General features: G+C 62.4%; 19 protein-coding genes. 14 read left to right on the top strand and 5 right to left on the bottom strand.

The genetic code is table 11. The features are described from left to right. Nucleotides 1-77 precede the first annotated feature (77 nt). The 4 genes from ACN19L_RS00415 to ACN19L_RS00400 all read left to right on the top strand — a co-directional run bounded on the left by ACN19L_RS00415 (nucleotide 78) and on the right by ACN19L_RS00400 (nucleotide 4,030). Nucleotides 78-1,145, top strand: a complete 1,068-nt coding sequence (locus tag ACN19L_RS00415; protein WP_426491582.1) for a sensor histidine kinase — start codon at nucleotides 78-80, stop codon at nucleotides 1,143-1,145. Next, nucleotides 1,138-1,851 carry a LytR/AlgR family response regulator transcription factor gene (locus ACN19L_RS00410; protein ID WP_426491581.1) on the top strand — a complete coding sequence of 238 codons (714 nt, stop codon included), beginning with the start codon at nucleotides 1,138-1,140 and terminating at the stop codon, nucleotides 1,849-1,851. The genes ACN19L_RS00415 and ACN19L_RS00410 overlap by 8 nt, the downstream gene beginning before the upstream one ends. 93 nt (nucleotides 1,852-1,944) lie before the next feature. Continuing rightward, nucleotides 1,945-2,847, top strand: coding sequence for a histone deacetylase family protein (locus tag ACN19L_RS00405; RefSeq protein WP_426491580.1), 903 nt, complete (start codon nucleotides 1,945-1,947; stop codon nucleotides 2,845-2,847). Nucleotides 2,848-3,010: 163 nt separating this feature from the next. Further along, nucleotides 3,011-4,030 (top strand): J domain-containing protein, encoded by a 1,020-nt coding sequence (locus tag ACN19L_RS00400; protein ID WP_426491579.1) that lies wholly within the window; start codon nucleotides 3,011-3,013, stop codon nucleotides 4,028-4,030. 66 nt (nucleotides 4,031-4,096) lie between these two features. On the opposite strand, the gene ACN19L_RS00395 is transcribed toward ACN19L_RS00400, so the two are convergent. Both ACN19L_RS00395 and ACN19L_RS00390 read right to left on the bottom strand, forming a co-directional pair. Further along, nucleotides 4,097-4,465: a DoxX family protein gene (locus ACN19L_RS00395; protein ID WP_426491578.1), complete on the bottom strand. Its 369-nt coding sequence runs from the start codon at nucleotides 4,463-4,465 to the stop codon at nucleotides 4,097-4,099. Nucleotides 4,466-4,608: 143 nt separating this feature from the next. Further along, a complete protein-coding gene (locus ACN19L_RS00390; RefSeq protein ID WP_426491577.1) occupies nucleotides 4,609-5,490 on the bottom strand; it encodes an alpha/beta fold hydrolase in 882 nt (293 codons plus the stop codon). 128 nt (nucleotides 5,491-5,618) lie between these two features. Here ACN19L_RS00390 and ACN19L_RS00385 point away from each other — a divergent pair, with 128 nt between their 5' ends. Both ACN19L_RS00385 and ACN19L_RS00380 read left to right on the top strand, forming a co-directional pair. Further along, a complete protein-coding gene (locus ACN19L_RS00385; protein WP_426491576.1) occupies nucleotides 5,619-6,089 on the top strand; it encodes a hypothetical protein in 471 nt (156 codons plus the stop codon). A 159-nt stretch (nucleotides 6,090-6,248) separates the two neighbouring features. After that, nucleotides 6,249-7,994 carry a hypothetical protein gene (locus ACN19L_RS00380; protein WP_426491575.1) on the top strand — a complete coding sequence of 582 codons (1,746 nt, stop codon included), beginning with the start codon at nucleotides 6,249-6,251 and terminating at the stop codon, nucleotides 7,992-7,994. Nucleotides 7,995-8,182: 188 nt separating this feature from the next. Here ACN19L_RS00380 and ACN19L_RS00375 read toward each other — a convergent pair whose 3' ends face one another. Next, entirely contained in the window at nucleotides 8,183-8,686 is a 504-nt protein-coding gene (locus ACN19L_RS00375; RefSeq protein ID WP_426491574.1) for a phosphoheptose isomerase, read from the bottom strand. Nucleotides 8,687-8,882: 196 nt separating this feature from the next. Here ACN19L_RS00375 and ACN19L_RS00370 point away from each other — a divergent pair, with 196 nt between their 5' ends. After that, nucleotides 8,883-9,872, top strand: a complete 990-nt coding sequence (locus ACN19L_RS00370; RefSeq protein ID WP_426491573.1) for an MBL fold metallo-hydrolase — start codon at nucleotides 8,883-8,885, stop codon at nucleotides 9,870-9,872. 81 nt (nucleotides 9,873-9,953) lie between these two features. Here the strand turns inward: ACN19L_RS00370 and ACN19L_RS00365 are convergent, their stop codons facing one another. Then, a complete protein-coding gene (locus tag ACN19L_RS00365; RefSeq protein ID WP_426491572.1) occupies nucleotides 9,954-10,793 on the bottom strand; it encodes a DUF4097 family beta strand repeat-containing protein in 840 nt (279 codons plus the stop codon). A gap of 92 nt (nucleotides 10,794-10,885) precedes the next feature. After that, nucleotides 10,886-11,800: an arginase family protein gene (locus ACN19L_RS00360; RefSeq protein WP_426491571.1), complete on the bottom strand. Its 915-nt coding sequence runs from the start codon at nucleotides 11,798-11,800 to the stop codon at nucleotides 10,886-10,888. Between the two features lie 128 nt (nucleotides 11,801-11,928). On the opposite strand from ACN19L_RS00360, the gene ACN19L_RS00355 reads away from it, so the two are divergent. From ACN19L_RS00355 to rluF, 7 genes are all read left to right on the top strand, one after another. Next, the gene (locus tag ACN19L_RS00355) at nucleotides 11,929-12,324 is read left to right on the top strand and encodes an STAS/SEC14 domain-containing protein (protein ID WP_426491570.1); all 396 of its coding nucleotides are present in this window, start codon (nucleotides 11,929-11,931) and stop codon (nucleotides 12,322-12,324) included. A gap of 31 nt (nucleotides 12,325-12,355) precedes the next feature. Continuing rightward, a complete protein-coding gene (locus tag ACN19L_RS00350; RefSeq protein ID WP_426491569.1) occupies nucleotides 12,356-12,766 on the top strand; it encodes a hypothetical protein in 411 nt (136 codons plus the stop codon). Between the two features lie 524 nt (nucleotides 12,767-13,290). Beyond that, nucleotides 13,291-14,025, top strand: a complete 735-nt coding sequence (locus ACN19L_RS00345) for a YebC/PmpR family DNA-binding transcriptional regulator (RefSeq protein ID WP_426491568.1) — start codon at nucleotides 13,291-13,293, stop codon at nucleotides 14,023-14,025. Between the two features lie 151 nt (nucleotides 14,026-14,176). Further along, nucleotides 14,177-15,244 (top strand): proline iminopeptidase-family hydrolase, encoded by a 1,068-nt coding sequence (locus ACN19L_RS00340; protein ID WP_426491567.1) that lies wholly within the window; start codon nucleotides 14,177-14,179, stop codon nucleotides 15,242-15,244. 47 nt (nucleotides 15,245-15,291) lie between these two features. Then, nucleotides 15,292-15,702 (top strand): hypothetical protein, encoded by a 411-nt coding sequence (locus ACN19L_RS00335; protein ID WP_426491566.1) that lies wholly within the window; start codon nucleotides 15,292-15,294, stop codon nucleotides 15,700-15,702. A gap of 37 nt (nucleotides 15,703-15,739) precedes the next feature. Next, a complete protein-coding gene (locus ACN19L_RS00330; protein WP_426491565.1) occupies nucleotides 15,740-16,078 on the top strand; it encodes a hypothetical protein in 339 nt (112 codons plus the stop codon). 141 nt (nucleotides 16,079-16,219) lie between these two features. Continuing rightward, a complete protein-coding gene (rluF, locus tag ACN19L_RS00325; protein WP_426491564.1) occupies nucleotides 16,220-17,344 on the top strand; it encodes a 23S rRNA pseudouridine(2604) synthase RluF in 1,125 nt (374 codons plus the stop codon). The last annotated feature ends 27 nt before the right edge of the window (nucleotides 17,345-17,371 follow it).

Raw genomic sequence — 17,371 nt, 5'->3', positions numbered from 1 at the left:
TCCCGGGGCGTAACGGTTCAGGGGCATTGAGCCTTTTTCGGGCCGTTTCTGTACGCAACGCCTCTTTGCTTTCCCGCATGGTTTTTTCCTTCCCCCGAGTTACCCGTGAGCAGGTGTTACGCGTGATTGTGCACGTGGCGGCCTGGGTAGCCGTGGCAGCGTTGCCCCGGCTGCTGTCGGAAAATCCGCCACCGTTTCGGGTGCGCAATTTGCTGCTGCCGCTCATGGTGGCCGGGTATTTCTACCTGAACTATTACGTGCTGGTACCCCGGCTTTTCGCCCGGAAGAAGTTTGCGCTGTACTTTCTGGCGGCGGCCGGCCTGCTGGCCCTGGTGTACCTGCCCATGCTGCTGCGCATGGCCGGCCTGCTGGGCCATCATGTGCACCACCGGTTGCCCCCGGGTGCTATGCACTACTCCCGCCCGCCCCAGGGGCTGTGGCTGCTGGGGGTGCTGGCCTGGATTATCAGTACCGGTATGCGCATCACCGGCGAGTGGTTTACCACGGAGCAGGCCCGGCAGGACCTGGCTAACAAGCAGCTCACGGCCGAGCTGGCCTTTCTGAAGTCGCAGGTGAGCCCGCACTTCCTGTTCAACACGCTCAACAACATCTACTCCCTGGCCCACCTCAAATCCGACGACACGCCCGCGGCCATCCTCAAGCTCTCCCAGCTCATGCGCTACATGCTGTACGAGTCGGAGGCGGCGCGGGTGCCGCTGCTGCGGGAGGTGGAGTACCTGCGCAACTACATAGACCTGCAGCGCCTGCGCCTCGATGACGAGCAGGTGCACATTCGCTTCACGGTGGATGGGGAGCTGACCGGGGCCCTGATTGAGCCCATGCTGCTGATTCCCTTCGTGGAAAACGCTTTTAAGCACGGGGTCAGTGGCCGCCATTTTTCCCGCATTGCCGTTGATATTATCGTGCGGGAGAGCCGGCTGCTGTTTACGGTGCAGAACTCGCGCTTTGCCCCTACCGGCACCCTCGACCCCAACTCGGGCATTGGCCTGCCCAACGTGCGCCAGCGCCTGCACCTGCTTTACCCCGATGGCCGCCACCAACTGCTGCTGGAGGAAACCTCCGACGAATTTATCATCGAACTAACCCTGACTCTGGCCTATGCTCCGGTGCCTGCTCGTGGATGACGAACCCCTGGCCCTGCGCCTGCTCAGCGCCTACGTGGAGCGCGTGCCCTTTCTGGAGTTGGTGGGCACCTGCCGCAGCGCCCTCGATGCCCTCACAGTGCTGCAGCGCGAGCCGGTAGACGTGCTGTTTCTGGACATCCAGATGCCCGACCTCACGGGCGTGGAGTTTGTGCGCAGCATGCAGCCCCAGGCCCTGGTGATCTTCACCACCGCTTATGAGAACTACGCGCTGGAGGGCTTCAACCTGAATGCCGTGGATTACCTGGTGAAGCCCATTGCCTTTGAGCGGTTTCTGCAGGCGGCCCAGCGCGCCCAGGACCGCCTGGCCCCCCGCCCGACCGAACCGGCCCCGCTGCCCCCGCCCGTTGCGCCCACCCCCGCCGCCGACGACTACCTCTTTGTGAAAGCCGACTACCACACCCAACGCCTGAACCTGCGCGACATCCGGTACCTGGAAGGCCTCAAAGACTACATCAAGATTTACGCCGGCGGCAAGCCTATTCTGACGCTTAACTCCCTGAAAGCCTTTGAAGACCGCCTGCCCAGCCCCGATTTTGTGCGTGTACACCGCTCCTACATTGTGGCCCTGGCCCATATCGATTCCATCCGCAAAAACCGCATTTATATGGGCGAGGCCATCATTCCCATCGGCGAATCGTACGCTGAGGCGTTCTTCAAGCTGATTGAGGAGCGGAATATGCACTAGCGGCCCTGGGCAAGGTAAGTACATACGGGAAAACCCGATTTCTGCTCCGGAGGGCCAACCTACCGGAAAGCCGTTGCGTTGAGCGGAAACCGTATGCCCTGCCTTGCCTCTTCCGTCCGCTACAGCATCAGCCTGCCCAACGGCCACCGTTTTCCCATTGCTAAGTACGCCCTCATTCAGGAGCAGCTGCTCTGGCAGGGTATTGCCGCTCCCGAAGATTTCTATGACCCGGGCCTGGCCGCCGAGGAAGATATTCTGCGGGTGCATTCCGCCGAATACTGGCACCGGGTGCGCGACCTGCAGCTCTCGGCCGCCGAGGTACGCCGCCTGGGATTGCCGCAAAGCCCGGAGCTGGTGCGCCGCTCCCTGAGCAGCGTGGCCGGCACCGTAGAATCGGCGAAGCGGGCGTTGCGGGACGGCATTGGGCTGAGTCTGGCCGGGGGCACCCACCACGCCTTCCGGGACCGGGGCGAAGGATTCTGCGTGCTCAACGATATTGCCGTGGCTGCCGCCCACCTGCTGCATCACGGCCTGGCCCGGCAGGTGCTGGTAGTGGACCTGGACGTACACCAGGGCGACGGCACGGCCAGTATTTTCCGGGACGAGCCCCGCGTGTTCACCTTCAGCATGCACGCCGGCGCCAACTATCCGCTGCGCAAGGAGCAGTCAGACCTGGATATTCCGCTGGAACTGGGCACCGGTGATGCTACGTATCTGCAGATTTTGCGCGAAACGCTGCCCCGGCTGCTGACAGAAATACGGCCCGACTTCATCTTCTACCAGGCCGGGGTAGATGTACTGAGCACCGACAAGCTGGGCAAGCTGGCCCTCACCCAACCCGGCTGCCGCCAACGCGACGAGTACGTGCTGAGCCTGTGCCGTGCAGCCGGCCTGCCCGTAGCCGTGAGCATGGGCGGCGGCTACTCCGAGCAGCTCCGCGACATTGTGGATGCCCACTGCAACACGTTCCGGGTGGCGTATGAGCTGTTTGGGTAGATAGTTGGGTGGTTGGGTGGTTGGGTGGATAAAGAAAATAAGTTTTTCATCCTCGTTTGATGACCGACCTGCTCGGAATGTCAGCACCAACCACCCAACCACCTAACCACCCAACCACCCAACTACCCATCCACCTAACCACCAACCACCTACCTTTGTCGGTATGAATCTGCACAACCCGCTCACTGACCTACCCGCCGCCAACCAGCTGCCCACCCCTACCCCGGCTGAAGCGCCAGGCACCCCGGCGCAGCAGGCATTTCGGGAAGCAGTGGCGCAAGTGGAAGGGTTGCGGCAGCGGCTGCAGGAGCTACGCGGGGAGCAGGCTGAGGCCCGCCGCCGTTACTGGCAGCAGGTAGGCCCCGCCGCGCAGGCAGTGGTGCAGGCCCGGGAGGCGTTATTCGGCCCGCTGGAAAACGCCCTGCTGCTCGGCTACTTCAGTCGCTTGGAGGAACAGCAGATTACGGCCCTGATTGTGGGTAATGCACGGGCTCTGCAGGACCGTTTCGGGGAGGATGCAGCCGAGATGCTGCGCAAGTACGCCCCGCGTCGTCGGGTAGATGCGGACGACGAGCAGCCCCCGATGAACACCACCGAGCCCGTCGCGGAACCTCTTGACCCCACCCTATCACCCCACGAGCAGGCCGCCGCAGCGGCCCGGGCCCGACGCAAAACCAGGCAGCAGAAAGCGGAGGAAGCCGCCGCCCAAACGGCCCGCGCCGCCGAGCAGCAGCTGCTTGGCAACACCAAAGACCTGTACCGGCAGTTGGCGCGCGCCCATCATCCCGACCTGGCCCGCGACGAGGCAACCCAACAGCACCGCACCCAGCTGATGCAGCGCATCACGGAGGCCTACGAAACCAACGACCTGTACACCCTGCTCCAGCTGCTCTCCGATACTACGCCCACCGCTACCACCGATGATACTCTCCTGGTGCGTTACACCCAGGCGCTGCAGCAACAGCAGCAGGAGCTTAAGCAACAGCTCAACGAGCTGAAATACGGCGACAATGGCTTCAGCGGCAGCACTGGCAAAAAGCGGGAGCAGGAAATCCGGGTAATAAAGCGTCACCTCCGCGCCGAGGCCGAATACCTGGCGCACGTGCTGCGCATCCTGCCCGAGCCCACCCACCTGCGGGAGTTGCTGCGGGAGCTGGCGGCCGAAGGGCATACTTCTATCTAACCACCCACGGAAAGGCCGGGAAGCAGTTTGCTTCCCGGCCTTTCTGCGGATATCATGCCGCGTGGGTTAAGCAACCGTGGTTGCCGGGCGGCGTAGCCACAACACTACCAGCAACAGCGCCAGCAGCACCATAGCGGGTACCCCATTCGTCAGGCCCCCCGGTATTTTAGTAGCGTGCATTATCACTGCCCCAATCATGATGAGGAGAAGGCCGGCCGCTGCCAACCGCACAAAGCGCGGAATGAGCAGGCCAATGCCGCCCACTACTTCGCCGATGGCCACCATGTACGCCAGCACCGCAGGCATGCCCAACTGGCCAAACATGCCCACGGTACCGGGCATATCCAGGAGCTTGCGCCCACCGGAGGCAATAAACGCCAGGGCCAGCAGCCCCTGCAGAATCCAGGCAATGATGTTGCGGGTAGAAGCGGACATACTCAAACAGGTTGGGAGAGTGAAAGAAAGACTTCTGCAACGACCACACGAGTAAAAGGCCGCTGCATGGGGTGATTAACGCCCACGGGCAGCAAATGTTCCGGTGCGCGTACCAGCCCTTACCCTATCGGCCCCCACCTCTCTCAAGCCAGAAACGCCACTACCTGCTGCAACACGGCCGGGTCGCGCATGATGCGGTTGTGACCCAGCCCGGTAGTCGCTTGAAATGCCAGCCCCGGCCAGCTGGCGACAATTTCCCGGGCTTCGGCAAACGGGATACTCTCATCCTGCTCATCGTGCAGCAACAGGGCGCGGCCGGCCGGAAACCGATGACCTACCTGAATCAGGCTGAAACTCTCGGCGTTGCGGCCGTGCTGCTGCTGTACGTGGCGGTCCATGCGCTGCACCACAGCGGCAGGCAGCTGCAGCAGCCCGGCGAAGCGGCGGGCCACGGCGGTAGTGCTGCCGGGCACGGCCAGCAGCACCAGCCGGGGCAGCTGCCCGCCGGTAGCCTGGTTGAAATGCACCGGCACGCCTACCGTAGCCGCCCCGCCAAAGGAATGCGCCACGACTGCGTGTAGTTCACCCAGGGTATCTCCCACGGCCTGCACGGCCTGGGCAAAGGCTGGCAGCGTGGTACGGGTGCCCGAGGACGCTCCGTGGGCCGGTCCATCCAGTGCCACTACCCGAAACCCAGCCGCTGCCAGCGCCTGCGCGGCCACACCCCAGAAGCTGGCCCGGTGCTCCCACCCATGCACCAGCAGCACGGTGCGCGCGCCGGTCGGGTTCCACTCGTAGGCCCGTACCTGCCCGCCGCTCACGGTTACCGCAAACGGCCGGGCCTCGCGTAAAGCTGCCGTTTCCCAAGACTTGATGGGGAGTTTACGAGGCGTGGTGAACAGGTTCCAGGCCCGGGCAAAAGCCCACTCAGTGGAAAGGGCACCTAGCACCCGAAATTTCAGGCGCAGCAGGGCCAGTCCGGGCGGTAGGCGGGGCGTTGGTGCAGGGGAAACAGGGAGAGTCATCCGGCAAATATCGGCCCGCGTGTTCTGGCGTAATCTATGTACCCACTTTTTTTCCTGTACCCCTCATCCAAAAGCTCGGCCGTTTCGTATTTTCGCTGACCCCTCCGGGCATTTCTGCTTTCCTCCACATGCTACTGACGCTACACGATATTCGGGCCCAGTTTGCTCCCGAATACGCGCTCCTGCGGTTTCAGTGGCAACCCGCCGACGCCGCTTTCCCGCGGTTTCAGCTGAGTATGAGCGCTGTGGCCCAGCTCGTTGAGTACGGAGTAGTGCGGTCAGTAGTACTGGATTTGCACGATTTGCCGCCCCTTAGCCTGAGTGACCAGTTGTGGCTGGCTACCCAGTGGCTGGGCCGGGTGTCGGTGCCAGCCGTGGAGCGGGTGGCACTGGTATTACCTGCCAGCAACGTGTACAACAACATGGTGGTTGAGAGCCTGTTGTATGCCGGCCGCACCTTCATCCGCTACGAGGTGCAGTTCTTCAGCAACGTAGCCGGTGCCCTCGACTGGATGCTGGAATATGCCCCCCAAGGTGCCCAGGTAGTGCTGGAGCAGGAATGGGAAACGCAGTTGGTGGCCTTATCCGCTGATTCCTGATTCAGGGAGAACACACTCCGGCCTGATAAAGCGGGAATGTCACGACTTCTCTACCTTTGCCCGGCCGCCCGGCTTCGGCCGGTGTACGCGCCATGCGGCACTGCGCCGACGGCTTCCCCGTGGCCTACAGCCCGGGGCAGCCTCTTCAACCGTCATATCGTGAACCAGATTACCATGGACACTTCCACTTCCTCTATCCCGGCCATGACGCTGCAGCTGGGCCAGTATCAGGCTGCTGTAGAGACGAAACTCCAGGATTTCAACGCTAAAAACTTTACCGCCGGCTTCTGGCAGAAACAGGCCGACCTGTGGGTGCAGGACGCGGAGGCCCAGCAGAGCCTGCGCAGCTTTATGGGCTGGCTGCGCGTAGCCGAAACCATGTTACCCCGCGTAGGCGAAATCGAAGAATTTGCGCAGGAAGTACGCGCCGCCGGTTTTAAGCATGTGGTAGTAATGGGCATGGGCGGTAGCACCATGACGCCCATCGTGTTCAAGCAGGCATTCGAGAAAAGCGCCGACGGCCTGCCCCTGCTGGTGCTGGACACCACCAACCCCGGCTCGGTACGCGAGATTGAAGAAGCCGTTTCCCTGCCTGAAACCCTGTTTGTGGTGGCCAGCAAATCGGGCACTACGGCCGAGCCGTTGGCCTTTGGCGACTATTTCTACGCTCGCCTCCAGGAACTGAAGGGCGACAAGGCCGGCGAAAACTTCGTGGCTATTACCGACCCGGGCTCCAAGTTCGTCACCCAGGCTACCAACGAGGGCTACCGCCGGATCTTCCTCAACTTTGCCGAAGTGGGCGGCCGGTTCTCGGCTCTCTCCTACTTTGGGCTGGTACCCGCCGCCCTGTACGGCATCAATATCCAGACCCTGCTGGAGCGCGCCATTGCCATGATGCGCGCCGCCGGCTCGGAGGGTGCCGTGGCCCACAACCCCGGTCTGGAGCTGGGCGTGGCCCTGGGTGTACTGGCCCAGCAGGGCCGCGACAAGCTCACGCTGGTAGTGCCCGAACACCTCACCGACCTGGGCCTGTGGCTGGAGCAGCTGATTGCGGAAAGTACGGGCAAGGAGGATAAGGGTATTCTGCCCGTGGCCGGCGACCCGCTGGGCACGCCCGAGGTGTACGGCCCGGACCGGGTATTCGTGTACGTGGGCTACGAGAATCAGCCGGACGCCGAAAACCGCCGCAAAGTAGCCGCGCTGCAGGCGGCCGGCCATCCAGTCATCACCATTCTGATGCGCGACGCCCTGGACCTGGGAGCCGAGTTTTTCCGCTGGGAAGTAGCCACGGCCGTAGCCAGTGCCGTGCTCGAAATCAACCCCTTCGATCAGCCCAACGTGCAGGCCGCCAAAACCGCCACCGACCAGCTGATGAAGGTAGTAGTGGAGCGGGGCTCTCTGCCCCAGACCAGTGCCCCGGTGCTAACGGAAAACGGCCTGAGCTACTACACCAGCGTAGCCGGCTCTACGGCCACGGCTGCCGATGTACTGAAAGCTTTCTTCGGGCAGGCCGGCACCGATAACTTCCTCTGCATTCAGGCGTATCTGATGGAAACGCCGGCCCTGAACGCGGAGCTGGACGAGCTGCGCCGGCTGGTGCAGCAGCGCCTGCACATTGCCACGGCCGCCGGCTACGGTCCCCGTTTCCTGCACTCCACCGGCCAGTACCACAAGGGCGGCCCCAACACCGGCCTGTTCCTGCAGCTCACCACCGACCACGCCCAGGACTTGCCCCTGCCCGGCCGCCCCTACACCTTCGGCACTTTCCAGAATGCCCAGGCCGCCGGCGACCTGGAAGCCCTGCACACAGCGGGCCGCCGCACCCTACGCGTGCACCTGGGCTCCGTGGGCGGAGAAGCCGGCGTTGCGCAACTACTACAGGACTTGAAAAAGGCATTGGCGTAAACCACGGCTGTGGCTGATAGTACGGATAGCCCAGATCCGTGCATGGCCAGCGTTGCATTCAACACCCAAACAGCCCCCTCATGCGAGGGGGCTGTTTTGTTAGGTGGTACAGCCACTGAGCTCAACTTTGCTGGCAGCGCTACCAGACCGAATCTGCGGGATCCGCGCCATCTGTACCATCTGTGATTTTAGCGCCCGAAGTCGTCCTGCACGCGCACGATGTCGTCTTCGTCGGAGGGGTGGGCGGCGTCGGTGTGCTGCCAGATTTCGGCAATCTGCCCCCACCCGTCGAGGCCAACGAGGCGGTGCCGCTCGCTCTGCTGCAGCGTGAGTTGCTCGCCCGGGCCGTAGGTTTTCAGGGGACCTTCGTCGTCGGTGGCGCTGGTAATGACGCCTACCGTGCCGCTCACCACGCGCCATATTTCAGCCCGGCGGTGGTGGTACTGCCAGCTCAGGCGCTTGTGCGGAGCTACCAGCAGAATCTTAGGACTGAGCTTACCCGAAATCCGTAGCTCATCCACTGCCAGTCCATCAAAATACTGGTTGGCAAACTGTTGGGCCTGGTTTTCATCCAGCACAAAAAAGCCGCCCCAGGGCCGGGCCTCGTCTTGGTGTTCAATACGGAACCCCTGTTGCTGCAGCTGTTGCCTGAGTTGTGAGAACAGGGAGGATTTAGAAAAATCGGCAGTCATTGGTGGTATTGATAAGAGGCAGAGGCTGGCTGAAAGCATACCCGGCAGGCGAACTGCGGGGGCTCACTTTCCGGGATGGCAAAGTAGTGAATTGAGGCATTGCGGTGTACTGCCCAGGTACAAATATGTGGCAAAGGATATCTAAGCTCGGCCGGCGTGCGTACTGGCTGTATCCGTTCATCTACCTCCCGAACTCATGAAAAAAGTAGCCGCTGGGGTTCACCAGCTCACCATTCAGCGCTTCGTGAATGTATATTTTGTGGAAACCGGTACGCCCGGCGAGTGGGTGCTGGTGGATACTGGCCTGCCCGGCTCCGAGAAAAGCATCATTGCCGCCGCCGACGCAATTTTTTATCCCGGCACCCATCCGGAGGCCATTATTCTGACCCACGGGCACATGGACCACTCCGGCTCGGCACAGGCCCTGGCCGAACACTGGAAAGTACCTGTGCTGGCCCACCCGTTGGAGCTGCCTTTCCTTACGGCCAAGGCCGTGTATCCGCCTGCCGATCCTACTGTGGCCGGTGGTGGCTCTCTGGCTTTCGTATCCCGGTTTTTCCCGCCCCAGTCGTTTCAGCTCAGCGACTACGTGCAGCAGCTACCCGCCAACGACCTGGACCCGCCTTTCCTGCCTGACTGGCGGTGGCAGCACGTACCGGGCCACGCTCCCGGCCAGATTGCCCTGTTCCGGGAGAAGGACCGCACGCTACTGGCCGGCGACGCCTTTGCCACGGCCAACCACGAGTCGGTACCGGAATTGCTGCTTCAGCGGCCGGAAATCAGCATTGCCGGCGCTCCATTCAACTACAACTGGCAGCAGGTAGGCGAGTCGATAAGGGCGCTGGCGGCCCTGCAGCCCGCCGCCATTGGATGCGGCCACGGCCCGGCCGTATCGGGTGAAAAGCACACGGCGCAACTGCAGAAGCTGGCCGATGAATTTACAGTGCCCGCCCACGGCCGCTACGTGAGCACGCCCGCCCGCACCGACGAAAACGGTGTGGCGTATCTTCCCCCGGCCCCGCACGACCCCATCCGGACAAAGTTTGCCGTAGCCGCCGCGGGCCTGGGGGCCTTAGTGGGTGCAGCAGTGCTCATCAAGCGTTACAAAACCCACAAGCAAAACGAATATCCCCGGCCCGTGGCGGCTGAGCCCAAGCGGGAGCGCACGGAAGAAGTCGTTCGGTAGCCGAAAAATAAGTTGATGCCCCGCCACATGCGGCCCTGGCTCCGGCAGCCAGGGCCGCATGCTACGTTTTATCAGGGCGTATCACTCAACCGAAGCCGGGGCTATCGGCACCGTGTCGGCGGGTTGTTTCACGGAAATACTGCCGTGCACTGTACTCGCTTTAAGCTGGGCCCCACCTTTGCCCAACGTGGCGGCCAGGTTGTGCGGCAGTACGCTTTTGCGTTTGGTATTCAGTTCGGCGCTAACCTTGCCGTGGGTAGTGCGGGCCAGGATGGTGGCCGCATACACGGCTGGCAGCTGCCAGTCGATGCTGCCATTTACCGTGCTTACCTCCAGTCCCGGGCCACTCCATGCCGGGCCGGTGAGCTGCAGCGTCAGGCTACCGTTGGTAGTCTGGCCGCGCACGTCCCCATTTACGTTGCGCAGCACCAGGGAACCATTGGTGGTGGCCAGGCGCAGCGTGCCGGTTACGTTATCAAGGGTGATGCTGCCGTTCGTGGCCTTCAGCTCCAGATTGGTGGTGGCGGGTACCAGCACCTCAAAATCCGCTGCCCAGCCATCCAGCGACTCGTTGGCCCGGCCGGCACGGAGCATGTTGTTCTGGGTGCTGATTTTGACAGCGGCCACCAAGGCTTTGGCATCGGTCAGGGCCGCCGCACGGGCCGTTACCAAGGCGCGCACTTTCACGCCAGCACCATTCCAGCCGCGTACAACAATGCTGCCGTTGGTGCGGGCATCCACGGTGAGGGTGCTGCCGATGGCCGGCGCGGGTATTGTCAGGTCCCGGGTTTCGCAGTATTGTTTTTGTAGCGCCGTGCTGGCAGTCGGGACCGGACACGTTAGGCTGAGCGCCGGGGCCTGCTGGGCGGCCAGCGGCAGAGCCCCCAGCACCAGGCCCGATATAAGTACAGGAAGTTTCATACAATCAAAGGAAAAAACGAATACGCCACAGGACGCAGAAAGCACTCCGATAGCCGCACTACGCCGTCAGATTACATGTCGCACTGTAGGCCTCAGACCTCCAGCCCGGCCGCGACACCGGTCAGATACGCCGCAACGATGGTGGCCGCCAGCCGGGCGGTTTGGTTGTCCCGGTCGAAAACGGGGTTGAATTCCACTACTTCAAACAGGAGCACGTCGGGCTCCTTGCCGGCCAGGAAAGCCGCTTCAACGGCCTGCCGGGGCGTAAATCCCTCGGCACTGGGGGCACTCACGGCGGGAGCATAGGCCTCGGCGCACCCGTCTATGTCGAAGCTCACGAATGCAGGCCCCTCAGCAGTGGCGTGGCGCAGGGCCCGGCTCATATACTCGGGCATACCGTCCTGCTGCACGTGGGCCAGGGGCACAATGCGGGCCTGCTGCTGGTGCAGGAAATCAATATCCTCCCACGTGTTCAGGTTGGAGTGCAGCCCGATTTCGGTGAAGCGCGGGCCCGCTAATACTTCCTCCCGCAGCAGCTTCCCGAAAGGCGTACCACTGCTGAGCACCCCTGGCCGGTCCTTCACATCGGCGTGGGCATCCAGGTTGATGCCGCCCACGGCCGCCCCACCGGTGGCATCCCGCAGGCCCCGTACGGTGCTGTACGAGCCATCGTGGGAGCCACCCAGTACCACCACGCGCGGATACTCTGTCAGCAGCCGAGCCAGTTCACTCCGGATGGTCTGGTGATTGGTAGCGTGGTCGGGGTGGTGCAGGCCAAGGTTACCGGCATCGGCAATGCGCAAGCCGTCGAGTCGCACATTATGCTCCAGGTTGTACGTTTTGTGGTGGCGGCGCAATTCCCGCCGAATGGCGTCCGGCGCTCCGGCGGCCCCGGCCCGGCCGCCCTCCAGCACCGTCCCGAAATCCAGGGGTAGCCCAACCAGACACACGTCTGCTTCGGGTAATTCAGCCACTGGCCGGATTAATTCGCGTATAAAGGTGGGCATGCTCAAATGTAGCGGGAAATTGCCCGATCAACGCCCTACCCACAGACTGTACCGGCCCTAGCTCGTCAATAATATTATGAAATTGCTATTTTTACTTATTGTTCGCACAGTGCACGGCACACCCGCTTATGCTCCTTGATACTCCCACCCTCACTATCAGCCACAACGCCCCCGCGGGGATGCTGTGGGTTCACTGGATAGGGAATCATGATGCCGCTTCGGTGCGGCAGGGCTGCGCGCAGTTGCTGTCCTGTGCTTCCCAAACGCATAGCCACAAGCTACTCAATGACAGCAGCGAGGCATTTGGGGAATGGTGGCCCGCCGCCGAGTGGATCGGGCGTGAATTTATACCTCAGCTCGTAACAACTGGTGTTCAGGCCATTGCCTGGATAAATTCCATGGACTGGCCTTCCCGCTACGGGGTAGCCTCTACTATGCAGCATGTGCAAGGCCTGCAGGTGCAACTTTTCGATTTCGATCAGCAGGAGAAGGCCCAACAATGGCTGCTGGCATTTCAGGTTTGAAGGGGCCCGGTCTGCCGCGTATCTTGCCCGCATGAAACGCTGCATTCCGGTCCTGGCCGTGCTGACGTACCAGGCCGCATTTGGTCAGGCCCGCGTTAGCCCCTCTTTTTTTACCACGTACACCTACCAGTCGTACGCCATTCTGGATAAGGCCAGCAGCCCTACGCCCCTGGCGGCGAAGGGCGTGAGCGGCACCCTGCAGCTCCGCCCCGATGGCACCTACCAGAAGCGCCTAACCTTGGCGGGCAACGGCACAACCATGCGCTTCGACCAGGACGGCCGTTTCACATTTGCCGCCGACAGCATCCGCTTCAGCTACCGCAAAAACGGCCAGCCTCGTACTGACCGAGGCACCTTCCGGCTACGCAACGGGCTGCTGACGATTACCATTACCGGATTTCCGGCCGGCAACCAGAGTATATACACTCTGCGGGCGCAGTAACGGGTTCACGCAGTGATAAAGCGCTCAGAGCTTGTGCTACTGACAACGGCCGGCACACTCCTGCTCACGACTGCCGGCGGAGTTTGGCTGGGTGCGGGACCTGCGTTATCGGTCCTTTATGTGTGTATTCTCTTGCTGCTGCCACCGGTGTTTTGGTGTGCCCTGTGGTGTACAAGCCGAGTTGCAAGCCCGCCACTCCTTGGCGTACTGCTTGGCGGGGCTCTCTGCCAAAGTAGCTTGTTTCTCCTGGCATGGCTGCTTTTTCAGCGACCAGGACTTTTTCACATCCTGCTCACTACTCCACCGTTGACAGCCTTGCTGCTGCTGCCGTTCTGGGGCGGATTGCTACTTTCCTGCTGGCTACTGGGCGGGTTCGCGCGTCGGAAAGCAAGGCTTTAGCATCCCCCTTCTCCAGATTCCCGCGTTGCGCCCGGCCGGGGTTTCTGCTAACTTGCGGCCCCTTGCGGCCCCACCCCGCCGCAGGGCTCACTCACTGTTTCACAACTTTACCAATTCACTGATAGATGGGACGCGCGTTTGAATTCCGCAAAGGCCGCAAAATGAAGCGCTGGGACCGGATGTCCAAAGACTTTACCCGTATCGGCCGGGAAATTGTAATGGCCGTGAAGGAATCGGGTGCCAACCCCGATACCAACTCCCGCCTGCGCACCGCCATGCAGAACGCCAAGGGCGTGAACATGCCCAAGGACCGGGTGGAAGCCGCCATCAAGCGCGCCAGCAGCAAGGAGGAAAAAGATTACCAGGAAGTGGTGTACGAGGGCTACGCGCCCCACGGCGTGGCCATTGTTATTGAAACCGCCACCGACAACCCTACCCGCACCGTAGCCAACGTGCGCATGTACTTCAACCGGGGCAATGGGGCTCTGGGCACCGCCGGCTCCTCCGATTACACCTTCACCCGCAAGGGCGTGTTCAAGCTGGCCGCCGAAGGCCTGGACCTGGACGAGCTGGAGCTGGAGCTGATTGACGCCGGCGCCGAGGACGTGTACGCCGACCAGGAGGAAGACGAGCACGGCAACGAGAAGCACTACATCGTGGTGGAAACCGCCTTCACCGATTTCGGCCAGATGCAGAAGGCCCTGGAAGAAAAAGGCCTGAACGTAGTATCGGCCCAGCTGCAGCGCGTGCCCAACACCACCGTGCACCTCGAAGGCGACCAGCTGGAGGAAGTGATGAACCTGATTGAGAAGTTCGAAGAGGACGACGACGTGCAGGCCGTGTACCACACGCTCGGCTAAATCACGGATTTAAACGAATCTTCCGGATTTCACGGATTTTGTAGACGATTTGAACGCAAGCGGGCCGCTCCGGATAGAGTGGCCCGCTTCGCGTTTGGTGGTGGCGGCGAAGTTGGGTAGGTTTAGTTTTTCCACTGCTGCCCCCACTCCCGTGTTCCGTCAACTCCTTTGCGCCGGCCTGCTCCTGACGGGCCTGCTGGCCGCCTGCTCCGGCCCCGCCCCTACCGAAACCGGCTCTGCCGAAACGCCCAGCCTCCGCAGCTACTTCCCCGCCCCCGACACCACGCAGCTGCAGACCGGTGGCGTGCAGATGGTGGCCATCAGCACGCCCAAGGGCAGGTTCAACGTCTGGACCAAGCGCATCGGCCACAACCCGCGGCTGAAGCTGCTGCTGCTCAATGGCGGGCCGGGCGCCACGCACGAGTACTTTGAGTGCATGGAAAGCTTCCTGCCCCGCGAGGGCGTGGAAATCATCTACTACGACCAGCTCGGCTGCGGCAACTCCGACAACCCCAAGGACACCAGCATGTGGAGTCTGCCGCGCTACGTGGAGGAAGTGGAGCAGGTGCGCCAGGCCCTGCAGCTGGACAGCAGCAACTTCGTGCTGCTGGGCCACAGCTGGGGCGGCATTCTGGCCGCCGAGTACGCCCTCAAGTACCAGCAGCATCTCAAGGGCCTCGTCATCAGCAACATGATGATGAGTGTGCCCGACTACGGGAAGTACGCGGAAGAGGTGCTGGCCCCGCAGTTCAAGCCCGAGGTGCTCAGGGAAATCCGGGCCATTGAGGCGCGCAAGGATTTCCAGAACCCGCGCTACATGGAGCTGCTGCTGCCCAACTTCTATGCCGAGCACATCCTGCGCCGTCCGCCCGCCGAGTGGCCCGAGCCCGTGAACCGCTCTTTTGCCAAAATGAACCAGTCGCTGTACGTGACCATGCAGGGGCCCAGCGAGTTTGGCGTATCGGGCAAGCTGCTGCACTGGAACCGCGTGCCCGACCTGCCGAAGCTGCGCGTGCCGGTGCTCAGCATCGGCGGCCGGTACGATACCATGGACCCCGCGCACATGCGCATGGTGGCCCAAAAGGTGCAGCACGGCACCGCCCTCATCTGCCCCAACGGCTCGCACATGAGCTTCTACGACGACCAACCCACCTACATGCGCGGCCTCATTACCTGGCTGAAAGGTGTGGACCGGGGCGAGAAGACGGTGAAGCTGTAAAGCCGGCGGAAACACCCATCGATAACGAAAGTACAACTACTGGCTGCATGGCTTTTACCTTGTCTTACTGCGACCCCCTACACCCCAAAGCCCGGCAACTCGGTGCGGCGGAGCCAGAGCAGATTCTGGAGTTTTTCCGGCAGGTGCCGTGGGAAGCAGAACTCCCCAAACTGACCGTTACTCCCCCTGACGAAGTGCATTGGTCGGCTTCCGTTGAGGTGAAGAACACTGTGACGCAGGAGGCCGTTTGTATTTCGGCAGTGGGCGAACCGGCGGATTACGCATTCCACGTGTTCTACATCCGTCCCAAACGCATCCGACGTTTCTGGGGATTGTACACTGAGCAGCAGCCGGCCTACATGTCGGAACTGCTGGAGCAGCCCGTTGACCGGGCGGTACATATCCTGCACACGCTGCTGCGTAACGACTCTGCCCAACTGGAAAGCTTGTTTGGCTGATACGGGTCAACTCGCGCTTTCCCCCGACCTTTGCCCCATGACCTTTCCCTACCGCCCGCTGTTTCTGTTCGAAGCCGACACGGCCACCATTTTTGAAATCAAGCGTCTGGATATCCAGAGCCAGAACCCCGGCCACCTGTACTTCTGGCTGTATTTCGACCACGCCAGCGGCCAACTCAGCCAGCTGAATTTCGAGTCGATGACGACGGAAGCGGGGGAGCACCTGCGCGAATTCACGCAGGGCCGGCTGCAGTTTAACGCTACCGCCGGCACGTTTGCGCCCGCCAGTGGTGAACCGGCCCTGGCCTTACGTACCGTTACGCCGCCCGTGCTGCCGGCGGCGCTGGAAACGGCGCTGTTTGCGTTTTTTGCCTAAACCCCGGGCCGGGCGTACGGCCGGCCGCCGCTTATGCCGTATCTTTGCAGGCTGCCGACCCTTCAGGGGGCCGGCAGCCTGTTTTTTACCTGCCTGCCCAAGTGCCTCAGCACCAAGCGCCAGGCCCTAAGCACTCAACCCATGGCAACCCGACTCAATAAATACATCAGCGAAAGTGGCATCTGCTCCCGTCGGGAAGCCGACCGCCACATCGAGCAGGGCAACGTGTTCGTGAACGGCAAGCGGGGCAACATCGGCGACCAGGTGACGCGCAAGGACCGGGTGGTGGTGAACGGCAACCTCATTGAGCCCCGCGCCGAGGAAGATGCCGTGTACATTGCCTACAACAAGCCCCCCGGCATCATTGCCACCACCGATACCGGCATCAAGGACAACATCGTGCGGGCCATCAAGCACTCGGTGCGCATCTTCCCCATCGGCCGCCTGGATAAGGAGTCGCAGGGCCTGATTCTGCTGACCAGCAACGGCGACATCGTCAACAAGATCCTGCGCGCCGGCAACCAGCACGAGAAGGAGTACATTGTGATGGTGGATAAGCCCATCAACGAGCTGTTCATTGAGGGCATGGCCAGCGGCGTACCGCTGGGCGGGGTGATGACTAAGCCCTGCAAGGTGTCGAAGGAAACGCCCTACATCTTCCGCATTACGCTGGTACAGGGCCTCAACCGCCAGATCCGGCGCATGTGTGAGTACTTCGGCTACGAGGTGGTGCAGCTGGAGCGCATCCGGGTGATGAACATCAACGTGAAGGGCCTGGGCGTGGGCGAGTGGCGGGAGCTGCGCGAAAAGGAGCTGAAGGTGCTGTTTGAGATGATCAAAGACTCCAGCGGCACCGACGACGGCAGCAGCCCGCGCCGCCGCAAGCGCCCCTCCACCGCCGAGTTCTGGGCCGACCGCCCCGGTCGCCAGGGCGCTCCTAAGCCAGCCACGGCCCGCCCCAACCAGGAGCGGCCGGCCGGAGCCTGGGTAGAAAAGCCTACCCGCAAGAAGGTAGCCGCCATCCGGGCCGGCAAAGCCGCGGGCAAACCAGCTCCCAACCCCACCGAGCCGCCGCAGTGGCCCACCGGCCCCGGCCGGGCTGCCGGTGCCATGATCCGCCCTGACGGGCCCGGTTTCGGCAAAGCCAGCCGGCCGGCCGGCCCCCGCGGGCGCAGCACCGGCCCGGGCAAGGCACCGGCCGCGCCGCCCAAAGGCAAAAGCAGCACCCGCGGCTCGCGCGGGGCCAGCCGCCCCGGCAAGCGGTAACCGCCCTACCGGTCCTGTTTCGCCAGC

The organism is Hymenobacter sp. 102 (assembly GCF_049949205.1).
In the GTDB taxonomy this organism is placed as follows: domain Bacteria; phylum Bacteroidota; class Bacteroidia; order Cytophagales; family Hymenobacteraceae; genus Hymenobacter.
The sequence above is the reverse complement of the archived record's forward strand: the minus strand, read 5'-3'. Positions and strand labels throughout refer to the sequence as shown.